Source organism: Arthrobacter sp. Leaf337 (genome assembly GCF_001423745.1).
Taxonomy (GTDB): domain Bacteria; phylum Actinomycetota; class Actinomycetes; order Actinomycetales; family Micrococcaceae; genus Arthrobacter.
Map to the genome: position 1 here is coordinate 447107 of NZ_LMPC01000012.1, position 14418 is coordinate 461524.

Annotated in this window: 12 protein-coding genes; 4 read left to right on the forward strand and 8 right to left on the reverse strand. The window is 66.4% G+C overall.

What is annotated here, in order from left to right:
* Nucleotides 1–267, forward strand: coding sequence for a DUF7218 family protein (locus ASF98_RS11230; RefSeq protein ID WP_055801563.1), 267 nt, complete (start codon nt 1–3; stop codon nt 265–267).
* A gap of 44 nt (nt 268–311) precedes the next feature.
* Here the strand turns inward: ASF98_RS11230 and ku are convergent, their stop codons facing one another.
* A complete protein-coding gene (gene ku, locus ASF98_RS11235; protein ID WP_055801566.1) occupies nt 312–1340 on the reverse strand; it encodes a non-homologous end joining protein Ku in 1029 nt (342 codons plus the stop codon).
* A 40-nt stretch (nt 1341–1380) separates the two neighbouring features.
* On the opposite strand from ku, the gene ASF98_RS11240 reads away from it, so the two are divergent.
* Nucleotides 1381–3933, forward strand: coding sequence for an ATP-dependent DNA ligase (locus ASF98_RS11240; RefSeq protein WP_055801568.1), 2553 nt, complete (start codon nt 1381–1383; stop codon nt 3931–3933).
* 131 nt (nt 3934–4064) lie between these two features.
* On the opposite strand, the gene ASF98_RS11245 is transcribed toward ASF98_RS11240, so the two are convergent.
* Together ASF98_RS11245 and ASF98_RS11250 are read right to left on the reverse strand one after the other, a co-directional pair.
* Entirely contained in the window at nt 4065–4319 is a 255-nt protein-coding gene (locus tag ASF98_RS11245) for a hypothetical protein (RefSeq protein WP_028270621.1), read from the reverse strand.
* 76 nt (nt 4320–4395) lie between these two features.
* Complete coding sequence (locus ASF98_RS11250; RefSeq protein WP_055801571.1) at nt 4396–4635, reverse strand: hypothetical protein; 240 nt, start codon at nt 4633–4635, stop codon at nt 4396–4398.
* Nucleotides 4636–5251: 616 nt separating this feature from the next.
* On the opposite strand from ASF98_RS11250, the gene ASF98_RS11255 reads away from it, so the two are divergent.
* Together ASF98_RS11255 and ASF98_RS11260 are read left to right on the forward strand one after the other, a co-directional pair.
* Nucleotides 5252–6844 carry an MFS transporter gene (locus tag ASF98_RS11255; protein ID WP_055802430.1) on the forward strand — a complete coding sequence of 531 codons (1593 nt, stop codon included), beginning with the start codon at nt 5252–5254 and terminating at the stop codon, nt 6842–6844.
* 145 nt (nt 6845–6989) lie between these two features.
* Nucleotides 6990–8057 carry an FUSC family protein gene (locus ASF98_RS11260; RefSeq protein ID WP_055801574.1) on the forward strand — a complete coding sequence of 356 codons (1068 nt, stop codon included), beginning with the start codon at nt 6990–6992 and terminating at the stop codon, nt 8055–8057.
* A 9-nt stretch (nt 8058–8066) separates the two neighbouring features.
* Here the strand turns inward: ASF98_RS11260 and ASF98_RS11265 are convergent, their stop codons facing one another.
* The 5 genes from ASF98_RS11265 to ASF98_RS11285 all read right to left on the reverse strand — a co-directional run bounded on the left by ASF98_RS11265 (nt 8067) and on the right by ASF98_RS11285 (nt 14389).
* The gene (locus ASF98_RS11265; protein ID WP_055801577.1) at nt 8067–8843 is read right to left on the reverse strand and encodes an SDR family NAD(P)-dependent oxidoreductase; all 777 of its coding nucleotides are present in this window, start codon (nt 8841–8843) and stop codon (nt 8067–8069) included.
* Between the two features lie 116 nt (nt 8844–8959).
* Nucleotides 8960–10867, reverse strand: coding sequence for an IucA/IucC family protein (locus tag ASF98_RS11270; RefSeq protein ID WP_055801580.1), 1908 nt, complete (start codon nt 10865–10867; stop codon nt 8960–8962).
* Nucleotides 10864–11442: a GNAT family N-acetyltransferase gene (locus tag ASF98_RS11275; RefSeq protein WP_055801583.1), complete on the reverse strand. Its 579-nt coding sequence runs from the start codon at nt 11440–11442 to the stop codon at nt 10864–10866. The genes ASF98_RS11270 and ASF98_RS11275 overlap by 4 nt, the downstream gene beginning before the upstream one ends.
* Nucleotides 11439–12803, reverse strand: coding sequence for a lysine N(6)-hydroxylase/L-ornithine N(5)-oxygenase family protein (locus tag ASF98_RS11280; protein ID WP_055801585.1), 1365 nt, complete (start codon nt 12801–12803; stop codon nt 11439–11441). The genes ASF98_RS11275 and ASF98_RS11280 overlap by 4 nt, the downstream gene beginning before the upstream one ends.
* On the reverse strand, nt 12800–14389 hold the full coding sequence (locus ASF98_RS11285) for a pyridoxal phosphate-dependent decarboxylase family protein (protein ID WP_055801588.1): 1590 nt from the start codon (nt 14387–14389) through the stop codon (nt 12800–12802). Before ASF98_RS11285 ends, ASF98_RS11280 begins: the two co-directional genes overlap by 4 nt.
* Nucleotides 14390–14418 lie beyond the last annotated feature (29 nt).

The window sequence follows — 14418 nt, forward strand, 5'->3', positions numbered from 1 at the left end:
GTGCCTGAGAAAAAGAACCCCAGCCTCAAGGACCCGCAACTGTACGAGGAGCTGCGCGAGGACGGCGCCTCGAAGCAGAAGGCCGCCCGGATTTCCAACGCCGCCGCCAAGAGGGGACGCTCCGAGGTGGGGCGCAAGGGCGGCAAGGCGGGCGACTACGAGGATTGGACGGTCGCCCAGCTCAAAGCCAAAGCGAAGGAAATAGGGCTGAAGGGTTACTCCGCCAAGAAGAAAAGTGAGCTTATCTCAGCTCTCAGGAACTCCTGACCGCGGCAGCAATGGGTTACCGAACCGGCCAGTGCACTGCCGTATCAGGCCCCTTTTCGCCGGCTTTTCGCCGGCTCCTTGACTGCAGTTTCCGCCGCAGCGGCCTTGCTTGCCGTCTTTGCCGGAGTCTTGGCAGCGGTTGTCTTGGCAGCCGTTGCCTTGGCAGCGGTCGTCGTGGAGCGGGGCCTAGAGGCCTTGGCGCGCGTGGTTTTCGCGGGAGCCTCGTCGGTGTCGGCGTCGGCGCCGTCCGCCGCCCCCGACTCGCTCGCGGCCTTGGCCGCCCCGCCGCCCCGCTTCTTTTCCAGGCTTCGCTTCAGGGCTTCCATCAGGTCGATGACCTCACCCTGCCCGGTCTCGGCGGCCTCGGCGCCGAACGTCTGTTCGGTGTCCAGGGACTCGCCCTGCTCGATCTTCGCGTCGATGAGCTTGCGGAGCTGCACCTGGTAGTCGTCCGTGAACTGGCCGGGCTCAAAATCCCCGGCCATGGAATCAACCAGGGCTGCGGACATCTCCCGTTCCTGGGCGGAGATCCGGACGGTGGTTTCCAGGGCGGGAAAAGCCGGCTCCCTGACCTCGTCCGCCCACAGCAGCGACTGCAGCACCAGGACGTCGTCCTTGATCCGCAACGCGCCGAGCCGGGTCTTCTCCCGGAGCGCGAACTGGACCACGGCCACACGGTCAGTGTCTTCCAGTGCCCGGCGGAGGAGGACGTACGCCTTCGGGGACTTGGAATCCGGTTCCAGGTAGTAGCTCTTCTCGAACATCATGGGATCGAGCTGCTCGGACGGAACAAACTGGACCACTTCGATCTCGTGGCTGCTCTCCGCCGGGATGGACTTGAGCTCGTCACGGGTGAGGATCACCGTACGGCCGTCCTCCTCGTAGGCCTTGTCGATGTCCGCATAATCCACGATCTCGCCGCAGACTTCACAGCGGCGCTGGTACCGGATGCGTCCGCCGTCGGCGCCGTGGACCTGGTGGAGCCCGATGTCGTGGTCCTCCGTGGCGCTATAGACCTTGACCGGCACGTTGACCAGCCCAAATGCGATAGCGCCTTTCCAGATGGCTCTCATGGATCAAGTGAACATCAGAGTTGCCCGGAGGTGAAGACCTTTGGCCGGCAGTAGGGAACGTGTCCGGATCCAGGGCCGCGAACTGGTGGTCACCAACCTGGACAAGGTGATGTACCCGGAGACGGGCACCACCAAAGCCGACGTCCTGTCGTACTACACCGCCGTTGCGCCGGTCCTGATCCCCGCCGCAGTGAACCGGCCCGCCACGCGCAAGCGCTGGGTTAACGGAGTGGGCACCGCGGAGGCGCCGGGCGAGATGTTTTTCCAGAAGAACCTGGAGGACTCCACGCCCGGCTGGATTCCGCGCGCCTCGATCCGGCACAAGGAGCGCACCAACCAGTACCCGCTGGTCAACGATGCCGCCACGCTGATCTGGCTGGCGCAGATGGGCTCGCTGGAAATCCACGTCCCGCAGTGGCGCGTGGACCCGCACGGGAATCCCATGAACCCTGACCGCCTGGTGCTGGACCTTGATCCCGGCGAGGGCGCCGGGCTGGCCGAGTGCGCCGAAGTGGCCCGGCTTGCCCGCGCCATCCTGAAGGACGTTGGCCTGGACCCTGTGCCGGTGACCAGCGGCAGCAAGGGCATCCACCTTTACGCCGGCCTCGACGGCACACAAGGCTCGGAGCAGATCTCCGAATTCGCCCACGAACTTGCCCGCGCTCTGGAAGCTGACCACCCGGACCTTGCCGTCAGCGACATGAAGAAGACGCTCCGCACCGGCAAAGTGCTGGTGGACTGGAGCCAGAACAACGCTGCCAAGACCACCATCGTGCCGTACTCACTCCGCGGCCGGCTCAGGCCCACGGTGGCGGCACCGCGGACCTGGCGCGAGCTGGCCTCCCCCGCGCTGAGGCAGCTGGACTACCGGGAGGTCATGCGGCGGGTCAAGGACGGCAAGGACCCGTTCGCGTCGGTTTCCGCAGGCGGCGGCCATGTGCAGGACAATCCCGACGGCGGCGGGTCCGGCGGCGGCCACGGCGCTGGCGGGCGCAGCGGCGGTGGAACGGCCGACGCCGGCAGCACCGACCCGAGGCTGGAGAAGTACCGCTCGATGCGGGATCCGGAAGGGACGCCGGAGCCGTTCAGTGCGGACCGGCTCCGGGCGGACCCCGGCGCCGGCACCATCCGGGAGCGGTTCGTGATCCAGGAGCACCACGCCAGCCGGCTGCACTTTGACTTCCGGCTGGAGCGTGACGGCGTCCTGGTGTCCTGGGCGCTTCCGAAAGGTGTGCCCGTAAGCGGAGCGCAGAACCACTTGGCGGTCCAGACCGAGGACCACCCGATGGACTATCTCGATTTCGAGGGCACCATCCCCAAGGGCCAGTACGGCGCCGGGACCGTCAGTATCTGGGACCAGGGCTACTACGAATGCGACAAATGGATAGCAGGCAAGGAAGTCATTGCCACGCTCACGGGGTCTGAAGGCGGCGGCCTTGGCGGGACCAAGAGGTTTGCGCTGATCCGGACCTCCCGGGACAGCGACGCCTCCCAACAGCCGGAACAAGCGCAGTGGCTGATTCACCTGATGGACCGCAGGGGGCACGGTGCCCCGCCAGCGTCAGGCGCTGCGGCCGGCTCAAGCACCCCGAAAGAAGCAAAGGAGGACGAGCCGCCGCCCGCAGCGGCTTCTTCACCTGTTTTCCGGCCCATGCTCGCGGGCGCCGGGACCCCGGCCGACCTTCGTGGCATGGACTGGCAGTTCGAACTGAAGTGGGACGGCGTGCGGGCGCTCATCATCGGCGACGCCGACCGGATCCGGCTCATCAGCCGGAACGGCAACGACATGTCTGCGAGCTACCCGGAACTGACCGACCGCGCATGCTGGCCGGAGCAGAGCTTCACCGCCGACGGCGAGATCGTCGCCGTCGGGCCTTCCGGTCGGCCCGATTTCGGGTTGCTGCAGACGCGGATGAAACTGACCAAAGCTCCCGACGTCGCCAGGGCCAGGGCAGCCACGCCTGTCCGGCTAATGGTGTTCGACCTGCTCTCGGACGCCGGCGAGGACCTCCGCAGGCTGCCGCTCCGGAAGCGCAGGGTGCGGCTGGAGCAGTTGGACTGGCCGTCCGGCTGCCCCGTGCACCTGTCCGAAGTCCTGGACGACGAGGTGGAGCACATTCTGGAAAGCGCCCGCGAACTGGGGCTTGAAGGGATCATGGCCAAACGCCTTGACGGACGCTACGTCAGCGGCGAGCGCACCAGGTCCTGGTTGAAACTGAAGTTCGAGCGCACCCAGGAAGTGGTGGTGGGCGGCTGGCGCCCGGGCAAGGGATTACGGCACAGCTCCGTGGGCTCGTTGCTGGTGGGCATCCCCGACGGCGGCACGCTGCGGTACGTGGGACGCGTGGGCAGCGGGTTCAGCGACCGGGAGCTGACGGAGCTGCGGCTCCAGATGGACACGCTGGCGAGGAAGACCTCGCCCTTCACCGACGTCCCGGCCGCCGATGCCTCCGACGCGCACTGGGTGACTCCCGAACTGGTCGGCGAAGTTACTTTCGGGGAATGGACCGGCGGCGGGAAGCTGCGGCACCCGGTGTGGCGCGGCTGGCGCCTGGACAAGAACGCCGACGACGTGGTGGCGGAATCCGGCTGACACAGCGGCGCAGCGAAGCCTGGCCAAGGACAAACAGGAACCGGAACACGGAAAGGGCCGGGCGACACCCGCTCTGGGTATCGCCCGGCCCCGGGTTGGTATTCGGGATTCCGTCTATTCGGGATTCCGCTTTAGGAGGAGTGCGGCATCTGCGGCCGGCCGGTCCGGTGGACTGCGGTCACTGCTGCCTCATGGCCCATCCGGCCGTGGGCGGTGCCGCGTTCCTTCGGATGACGCCGCTTGCCGTTGCCATCGGGCCACTGCCGGCCGCCATTGACGGGGCCCGCGGGAGCTGGCATCTCGGGCGCGGGCGCCTCGTCCATGGATTCTGCCAGGTGACTGGCAAGCTCCGGTTCGAGCTGTCCCCCAGGATTTTTCTCAGCCATTTTGTGCTCTTCCTTTCCGCGTTGAAATGAAGCGTCCACCAATATTAGGTCTGCGGTTACCGCTTGTCTGCAGAACCTACCAGCGGACTTTTTTCTGGGCAGGGCCTTGCTTTCCGCTCGCGTGCGTGGGTTTGTGGCCGTGGGAAACGCTCTGCAACCCCGCGCCGCCACGGGACTTACTGGCCAGCATTTCCTTCTGGGCGTCCGTCAGCCGTGACTTGATCCCTTGGCCGGCATCCGATGTTCCGGCCTCCGGCGATTCGATGTTCTGGCCCGATTTCGGTTCGGCGCCCTGGGTGTTGCCTTGGTGGGTCATGGAAGCACTCCTTGTATTACGGAAACGTGTGGCTTACGGAATCGTTTTGCGATGGTGAGTTGTGGACGCATGCGCTGCCGGGTCACTGTCGCCCGGATCGCGGTGGAGAAGTGACGGCGACGGGAGTCAGCCGAGCGGATCAACGCGTAAGTACGCCTCAACGAGCCTTGTGTGCAGGTGAATGGGGCGGGCGGACAGACCAACAGGAACACGCGCTGGCGGCCGGCCGCGGGCCTATCCAAAGATCAGTGTTCCCATGGGTCAACCTTAGGCAGTATTCCGGCCGGTTGGGAACCCCCGGTTCAGATGGATTCGGCCCCCCGCACGCATGGCCCGGCAGGTGGGCGCTGAAGGGCCGGATCCGGCGTTTTTGGGCGCGTTATCGGCCGCTGGCCGAAAAAGGTTTGGTAACGATGCGGAAAATGCACGGATTCCAGTGCTGGCGCGGTGAAACGGCGCAAAATAATTCGGGTTCCGGCTGCCGTTCGGCCCTTGAAACCCCGGATCATACGCCACCGAACTCGGAAACACCATGGAAATCGCGTAAAATTGAAAGCCTGCCCGGAGCGGGGCAGCTACAAGTCGCAAGCAAATGACCTCCATGGGAGAAGCCCAAATGCCCAAAGACCGAAGCATGACCGACTCTTCAGCAGGCGCGAACATCGCCCGCGGAACCAACAATATTGTGCCCCCGGGCATTGCGCCCCAAAGCGCCAAGAAGTCGAGGCTGTTGCCTCGCCGCAGACTCAAAGTCTCCGATGTCAACGTCGTCAACAAGCCGATGCTTAAGAAAGCACTCGGCGGAACCATCGTGGGTAACACGATGGAGTGGTACGACGTCGGCGTGTTCGGCTACCTGATCACCACCATGGGTCCGGTGTTCCTGCCTGAGGCGGACAAGTCCGTCCAGACCCTGTTCCTGCTGGGAACGTTCGCTGCCACCTTCATTGCCCGCCCCCTCGGCGGTGTCGTGTTCGGCTGGCTCGGCGACAAGATCGGCCGCCAGAAGGTACTCGCGGCCACCCTGATGATCATGGCCGCCAGCACCTTCGCGGTCGGCCTCCTGCCCGGCTACGCACAGATCGGTATCTGGGCCGCGGTCCTGCTGGTGCTGTTCAAGCTCGTCCAAGGCTTCTCCACCGGCGGCGAGTACGCCGGTGCCACCACCTTTGTGAGCGAATACGCGCCGGACAAGCGCCGTGGCTTCTTCGCCAGCTTCCTGGACATGGGCAGCTACCTCGGCTTCGCAATCGGTGCCGCCCTGGTCTCCGTCCTGCAGCTCACGCTTGGCCAGGACTCCATGGAGCAATGGGGCTGGCGGATTCCGTTCCTCGTCGCCGGCCCGCTGGGCCTGATCGCCGTCTACTTCCGGAGCAAAATCGAGGAGTCCCCGCAGTTCCAGGCGACCCTTGACGCGCAGGAAGCATCCGCAAAGGACGCCACCGCCGGCGATGCAGCCGCATCCAAGGGCCCGGTGGGCATCGTGAAGGCCTACTGGCGTTCGCTCATCGTCGCGATGATCCTCGTGGCCGCCGCAAACACGGCCGGCTATGCTCTGACGTCCTACATGCCGACGTATCTCACGGAGTCCAAGGGCTACGATCCGGTTCACGGCACGCTGCTGACCATCCCCGTGCTGGTGGTCATGAGCCTCTGCATTCCGCTCACCGGCAAGCTGTCTGACCGGATCGGCCGCCGACCCGTGCTCTGGATCGGAGCCCTCAGCACCGTGGTGTTGGCAACTCCGGCGTTCCTCCTGATCGGCATCGGAGAAGTCTGGTCGACGTTGCTGGGCCTCGGCCTGATCGCCTTCCCGGTGACGTTCTACGTGGCCAACCTGGCCTCCGCCCTGCCGGCCCAGTTCCCGACGTCCAGCCGCTACGGCGCCATGGGCATCGCTTACAACTTCTCCGTGGCCATCTTCGGCGGAACCACACCGTTCATCGTCGCCGCCCTGATCAATAGCACCGGCAACGACATGATGCCCGCGTACTATCTGATGGCCACGTCGGCCGTCGGCGCGGTGGCCATCTACTTCCTGAAGGAATCAGCCAACCGTCCGCTGCCGGGCTCCATGCCCAGCGTGGACACCAAGGCAGAGGCGCACGAGCTCGTGGCCACCCAGGATGAGAACCCGCTGATCAACCTGGATGACATGCCGTTTGAGGACGAGCTGCGCGAAACCGAAAAGGTTCCTGCGAGGGCCTAGCCTCGTAGCCCAGCAGCCCCGCCCGACGAGGCCTGCTTTGCACGATGTTCTTTTGTGACAGCGTGCAAAGCAGGCCTTCCGCGCGTCTGGCAGACTTTTTGAGGAAGTGCGCTCGGAACGAACGCACGGAAGAACGGAGGTACCCATGGCCCACGGCCTCCTGCGGCATCTCCGCGACCTGCATAGCCTCGGCCCGGCCAACAATGATCATTTGTCCGCCCTGCGCGTGGCGGTCAGTGTGGCCGTCCCCTCGCTGGCCCTCCTGGTTTTCGGCCGCCCGGACCTGATCATCTATGCCGTGTTCGGCGCCCTGACCGGGATGTATGGACGGTCCGAGCCCCACCAGCTCCGCCTCATTCACCAGACGCAGGCCGCGCTGGTCCTGCTCAGCGGGGTTGGCGTCGGCATTTTCCTGTCCGTCAACCACCTGCACTCCTGGTGGCTGGTGGGTGTCGAAGCCGTCCTCGCCGGCATCGGCTCGGTGTTCTCCGACAGGGTGAACCTGAAGCCCAACGGCCCGTTCTTCGGCATCCTGGCCCTGGGCGCCTGCGCCTCCGTCCCCATCACCATTCCCTGGTTCGCGGCATTGGTCATTGCAGCCGCCTCCGCGGCGTTTTCAATAGCCGTCGGTTTTGGCGGCTGGGTCCGCGGCCGGAAGTGGCAGCCGGGAGCGGTCCGGGCTGCCACGCCGCTGGGCGGATTAAGGCGGCAGGCAGCCGTGATCCACGCGGCCCGCTATGTCCTGGCAGTCGGAACAGCCGGCTCCATCGGTGTTCTCAGCGGCAGCGGCCACCCGCACTGGGCAATGGCCGCCGCCGCGGTTCCCCTCGCCGGAGCAGACCTGCCCAGCAGCGTGCACCGCGGCCTCCACCGCATGGTGGGGACCTTCCTCGGGCTGGTGCTGGTCGCCGTCGTACTTCTTCCGGCGCCCTGGGCGCCGCTGACGTTTTTTCCGGGGGCGGAAGCCGCCGTGCTGGCGGTTCTGGTCATCATCTTCCAGTTCACCACGGAACTTTTCATGACCAGGCACTACGGCCTCGCCATGGTGTCCTTCACCCCCGTCATCCTGCTGATGACGCAACTTGCCGCCCCGGCAGACCCCTATGTCCTCATCACGGAACGTGCCGTGGAAACCGTGGTGGGCGCGGTGGTGGGCATCCTGGTGATTGTGCTGGTCCGGCGGCGGACAGTCCGCCTGCGCCCGTCCAGCTGAACACAGCGGCTACTTTGCGGGCCTTTTCGGCGGCCCGGACGTAAACCGCGCCGGCAGCATCCGTGAAACGGCGGCAACCACCTTGTACCGCTTGGTGGGGATGGACACCGCACGGCCGCGTTCGTTGTCCGCCAGGCCTTCCCGGACCACGCGGTCCGCGTGCAGCCACAGCCACCGCGGGGCCACTGTTTTGTCCATGCCCATCCGGTCGTGGAATTCGGTGTGGGTGAACCCCGGGCACACGGCCGTCACTTTCACGCCGCTGCCGGCGTATGCCAGGTTGGCCCAGCGGCTGAAGCTCACCTGCCAGGCTTTCGCCGCCGAGTAACTACCCCGGTTGGCGAACGCGGCGACGCTGGCCACGTTGATGATCCTGCCCGAACCGCGCGCCAGCATGCCTTGCAGGGCAGCGTGGCACAGTTCCATGGGCGTCTGGACATGGAGCCGCAGGTGCCTGCGTTCCTCGTCCAAGCTGTTCTTGTCGAAGGACTTCAGCAGCCCGATGCCGGCGTTGTTGACCAGGATCTCCACCGGCCGTGAAGCGTCGGAAAGGCGTTCGACGACGGTGGCCACCCCGGCGTCGTCCGTCAGGTCAGCGGAGAGCACCTCGGCAGTGATGCTGTAGTTGTTCTCCAGTTCGTGCGCGGCGGCCCGCAGGCGCTCCGCATCGCGGGCCACCAGCACCAGGTGGTGCCCCTGTTCCGCGAGCTGGCGGGCAAACTCGGCGCCAAGGCCCGCCGTCGCGCCGGTGATCAGGGCTGTGGGTCCGGGAACTTGTTCGGTCATGGCAGAAGCCTAGTGGCACCCTGCGCCCGGCGCCTCCCCCTAAGCAGCGCCGGGATGGCACCTCACGGCAGTGTGTGCGACCACGACTGCCGTGACATGCCATCTCGGCGAACGTCCTAGGCGAACTTCGCCAGCGGGTTCACCAGCCTGCCGGCCATCTGCAGGCCTCCGGACGGGTCCGTGAGATCGAGCATCTGCTGGTTGTTGCGCAGCTGCAGCCTGTTGAGGCAGGAGAACTGGAAGTCGGGCGCGAACAGGTCGTGCCGGGCAAACTGATCCGCGAGTTCGGGGTGCTCCGCCTGGTAATCGCGGATAGCCCCGGCAGCGATGCGCCAGAATTCCTCGCCGCGGAGCACGCCGTCTTCCTCAAGGAGGGCGCCGAGGAACCGGAAGATACAGTCGAACACGTCGGTGAAGACGGCCAGGACCTTCTCGTCGTCGGGAATGTCCGCCTTGATCCGGGATACGGCGTCCGGCAGCTCGATCCGGTTCCCCATCACCACGATTTCCTCTGCGATGTCCTTCATGACCGCCCGCACGGGCACCCCGTTATGGAGCACCAGAATCACATTCTCGCCGTGCGGCATGAACGCCAGCTCGTAGCGGTACAGGCAGTGCACCAGGGGCACGAGGTACGCCTCGAAGTACCGGCGCAGCCACTCGCCGGGTTCCAGCCCGGACTGTTCGATCAGGGCGGAGACCATGGGTGTGCCCGCGGCATCGGTGTGCAGCAGCGAGGCCATGGTGGCCAGCTGCTGTCCTTCCTCCAGAAGCGGCAGCGGGCTTTCACGCCACAACGCGGACAGCATCTTCCGGTACGGCGACTCCTTGGGTGCGGCCTCCTCGTAGTATCCGTTGTGGTATCCGATCGCTGCCACCTCCCGGATCATCGCCAGTCCGCGGGCCTGCAGGGCCTCGTCGCCGCCGATCAGGTCCTGGAGCCAGTCATTGATGGCCGGTGTGGCTTTCATGTACTGCGGGGACAGCCCGCGCATGAACCCCATGTTCAGCACGGACATGGCGGTCTTGACGTACGCCTTTTCCGGGGCGGTCGTGTTGAAAAACGTCCGGATGGACTGCTGGGCCTGGTAGCCGTCCGCCCCGATCCCGAGGTGCACGATGTGCTGCTGGGCGATCTCGGCGGCAAAGGTCACCGTCAGTTTGTTCTCCCACTGCCATGGGTGCACCGGCATCAGGAAATACGCGGCCGGGTCCAGGCCCAGGGCACTGAGCTCGGCGTCGAAGTAGGCCAGGGTGCCGGCACCCAGTTCGGCGTCAAGGTGGGCTGCATAGCCCAGGCCCTCGCTGGAGGTGAACACTGCCTTGCGCCGGTGCACCGCGATCCAGTCCAGCTGCACGGGCACGCCGGTTTCCGGGGCAAAGGCGCGGTAGTCGCTGATGCCGAAGCCCAGCCGGCCGTTGTTGGCCACGAAACAGGGGTGACCCTCCGTCATGCTGCGCTCAATGGCCTGGAAGTCCGTGGCGGCGTCCGCTCCGCCGGTCACGCCTGCCGCCAGTTCCGCGGAGGACGGCTGGCCGATCCACTGCTTGTAGGCGTGGCTGGAAAGAGTGCTGCTGATCTCCTCGAGGTAGACCGGGAGCATCTCGGGCCGGATCCCCAGGGCGTCGCGGAATTCGGTGATGAACCGGAGCGCATCCAGGGGTGCGTCCTGCCCGTCCCGGTTGCAGGTGATCGAAGCGGCGTCGACGGACCAGTGCTCAAGGTGCAGGATCCTGGCGGAGAACCGGTATTCAACCGTGGCGTCATCGCTGAGCACCCGGTAGTCGTGGGACTGGGCTCCGGCACCGGACCGGTCCTCGGCACCAGGCGCGGCGCTGCCCCCGGCACTGCCCACGGCACTGTCCCCTGCGCTGATCCGTTCCGGGCTGAGGATGCGTTCGTGCGAGAACTCGGCGAGCGCCTTGCGGACCAGGTGCCGGTTGGCGGCGGCCCAGCGTTCCGGCGTGAGGTGGGTTGCGACGTTTCCTGCGGTGAGGACGGATTCAAGTTCTGCGGTGGTCAAAGTGATGCTCCCTGGCAATTTGCGGAAAGGTGGATCGGGGATGAATGAAGGGCGGCGCGGGCGGCATGGAAGGCCTCCCGCGTGCAAAAACTGAGGAGGGCCTGCTTGTCCGGCAGCGCGATCTCCCCGGCGGGCTGGAATCCGAGCCGCGCATTGAGGACGTGGATCTTGTGGTTCCGGGCGTCGGGCTCAACCACCACGCGCTCCACTTTGTCCTTGGCGAAGAGCCGGTCCAGGACTGTTTCCATCACGGCGGCGGTATAGCCCGGGCGCGGCGGACCGGCCGGCGGCGCGACCAGGAGGTGCATCCCGATGTCCCCCGGCTGCACGGCGTATTGGCCTGCCAGTGCGGAGAAGGCCGGAAGGTACTCCTCCATCAGGAAGGCTGGAACGCCGGCGTCGAGCCCCAGCAGCGCGTGGTGGTGACCGCTGGACTGGATCTTCGAGTATTCCTGCACAACGTCCTGGACGGACGCGCACTGCATCCCCCAGAAGGCGGCATATGGCCGGGTTACCCAGCTGTGGAGGAGTTGTGCGTCGGCGTCGGGGTCGAAGCAGCGGAACGTGAAACTCATGCGTTCACCGGCTTCCGCTCCGCGACGTTAGCCGTCACGGGCACTCCGAACTGCTGGAACGCGATGCTCTGTTCCACAGGATAGACCTCGCGGCCGGTTATCTCGCGCAGGATGCAGGAGTTGCGGTAGGCGGCCATGCCGAGATCCGGGGTGACGAATCCGTGGGTGTGGAGTTCCGCGTTCTGGACGAAGATCTCGCCGGGTTCGACGCCGATGCTGTAGTTGCGCTCGACGGCGAACCTGCCGCGGCCGTCCCGGGCGATCCGGTCCTGTATCCCGTTCAGGAACCCGGGTTCGCGGTAGCCGTAGCCGGTGGCCAGCACCACGGCCTCCGTGTCCAGCGAACAGCCGGCGCCCTGCTCCTCATGCCGGAGCTGCAGGGTGTGGGTGCCGGAGGCCGGGTCCCACGAGGCCCCGGTGAGGGCCGAGTGCGTCAGCAGCCGGGTATCCACCATCCCGGAGAGGCTCTTGGCATACAGGAGGTCGTAGATGGCATCGATGAGCTCGGAGTTGATGCCCTTGTACAGGTTCTTCTGGCTCCTGATGAGGCCGTCGCGCTGTTCCTCCGGGAGGCTGTGGAAGTAGTCCACGTACTCCGGAGACGTCATCTCCAGGGTGAGCTTGGTGTACTCCAGCGGGAAGAACCGCGCGGACCGGGTGACCCAGTTCAGCTGGTACCCGTGGACGTCGATCTCCTGCAGCAGCTCATAGTAGATTTCCGCCGCGCTCTGGCCGCTGCCCACGATGGTGATGCTCCGCTGCTGCTGCAGCTCACTCTTCCTCGACAGGTACTCGGCGTTGTGGAGGACCAGCCCGCCACCATTGGCTGCCGCTTCGACGATTCCGTCGCAGGCCGCGGGGACGTACGGCGATGTTCCGGTGCCCAGCACCAGCCGCCGCGCGCGCAGCACCTCCGGCCCGGCGGGGCCGTGGACGGACAGCGTGTACACGCCGCCGTCGTACGTGATCTCCCGGACGTCCGTGCCAAACCGCACCGAAGCGAGCCGGCCGGCCACCCACTGGCAGTACTGGTTGTACTCGGCACGCAGCGGGTAGAAGTTTTCCCGGATGTAGAAGCGGTAGAGCCGGCCGGTCTGCTTGAGGAAGTTCAGGAACGAATACGGCGACGTGGGGTCGGCCAGCGTCACGAGGTCCGCCATGAACGGGACCTGCAGGTGGGCCGGCTCCAGCATCATGCCGGGGTGCCAGTCGAACGAGTCGCGGCGCTCCAGGAAGACGGCATCCAGTCCGTCGATGGGCTCGGTGAGCGCGGCGAGCCCCAGGTTGAAAGGCCCGACGCCGATACCGGCGAAGTCGTACACGTGCCCCTCGCCTGCGGTGCTGGGAGTGGAGGTGCTCATGCTGCAGCCTCCTGTCCGGTAAGCAGCGCTTCACCGGTGCGGCGGAGCAGGGTGATGATGGCGTTGATGTCTTCCGGGGTGGCCTCGGCGTTCAGCAGGGTGAACTTCAGGTAGTGCCGTCCGGCGACCTTCGTTCCGGCGACCACCGCCTCGCCGGAGGCGAATACGGCGGCGCGGATCGCCGGGTTAAGGGTGTCCGCGGCGTCCTCATCGAGGCGCGTCCCGTCGGCCCGGAGCGGGCGGTAGCGGAACACGAGCGTGCTCAGCTGCGGGTGGGCGGCCAGCTCGAAGTCGGGGTCGGCGGCCAGGGCCTGCCCGGTGCGTGCGGCAAGGTCTATCGCCTCGTCCAGCAGGGCACCGACGGCATCCGCGCCCATAATCCGGAGGGTCAGCCAGAGTTTCAGGGCGTCAAAGCGGCGCGTGGTCTGGATGCTCTTGTCCACCTGGTTGGGAATGTCCGCCAGAGCGGCGCTCTCCGGGTTGAGGTAGTCCGCGTAGTAGGTCACGTGCCGCAGCATGGCCCGGTCCCGGACCAGCAGGGCGCTGGAGCTCACCGGCTGGAAGAAGGTCTTGTGGAAATCCACGGTGACGGAGTCGGCCAGGCCGATCCCGTCCAGCCGGTGGCTGTAGCGGCCGGAGAGCATCAGGCCGCCGCCGTAGGCGGCGTCCACGTGGAACCACGCGCCGTACGCCCGGGCGAGGGCGGCGAGCTCGACGAGCGGGTCCACCGCGCCGAAATCGGTTGTCCCGGCGGTGCCCACCACGGCGATCGGGACCAGCCCGGCGTCGGCCGTTTGCGCCAGCGCGCCGGCCAGCGCGGCGGGGTCCATCCGGTGGTCCGGCCCGTAGGCCACCGGCACGACGGCGTCGTACCCCAGTCCCAGCATGGAGGCTGATTTGCGGATGCTGAAGTGGCTGTCTTCGGACGCGAAGACCCGCAGCTTCTCCAGCAGGGCAGGAAGCCGGAGGGATTCATTGCCGGGGAGCTTCCGCAGCCCGGCCACGGCATGGTTGCGGGCAATGAGCAGCGCCTGGAAGTTGGACTGGCTGCCGCCGGACGTGAACACGCCGTCGGCAGCGTCCCCCAGGGACAGCCGCTCCGCCGTCCAGTCGATGAGCCTGCGCTCGATCATGGTGGCGCCCGCGCTCTGGTCCCAGGTGTCCATCGACGAATTCACGGCGGACAGGATGCTCTCCCCCACCAGCGCCGGGATCACCACGGGGCAGTTCAGGTGCGCCGCGTATTTCGCGTCATGGAAGTAGACGGCGTCCTGCAGGTACACCTCTTCAAGTTCCGCCAGCGCAGCGGCAGTGTCCGGCAGGGGCAGGTCCAGGTCAACCGCGCCGACGCGCGCCTGAAGCTCCCGGGGCCCGACGCCGGTAAACGGCTTGGTGGTCCGCTCCAGCTTGGTGGCCACGGCGTTGACGCCCTGGAGCACCTGCGCCACGTAGCGGGGCGCGTTGCGGGAGTTGAAAAGGTGGTTGGTGGCGGCGAGGGCGAGCTCCACCCGGGAGCCGAAATCGTGCCCGCCGGAAGGGGCGGGCAGGTCCAGGCGTTTCTCGTCCACACGGGGCAACAGCGTCACAAGGTTTTCCTTTGGTAGGCGTTTGGAGG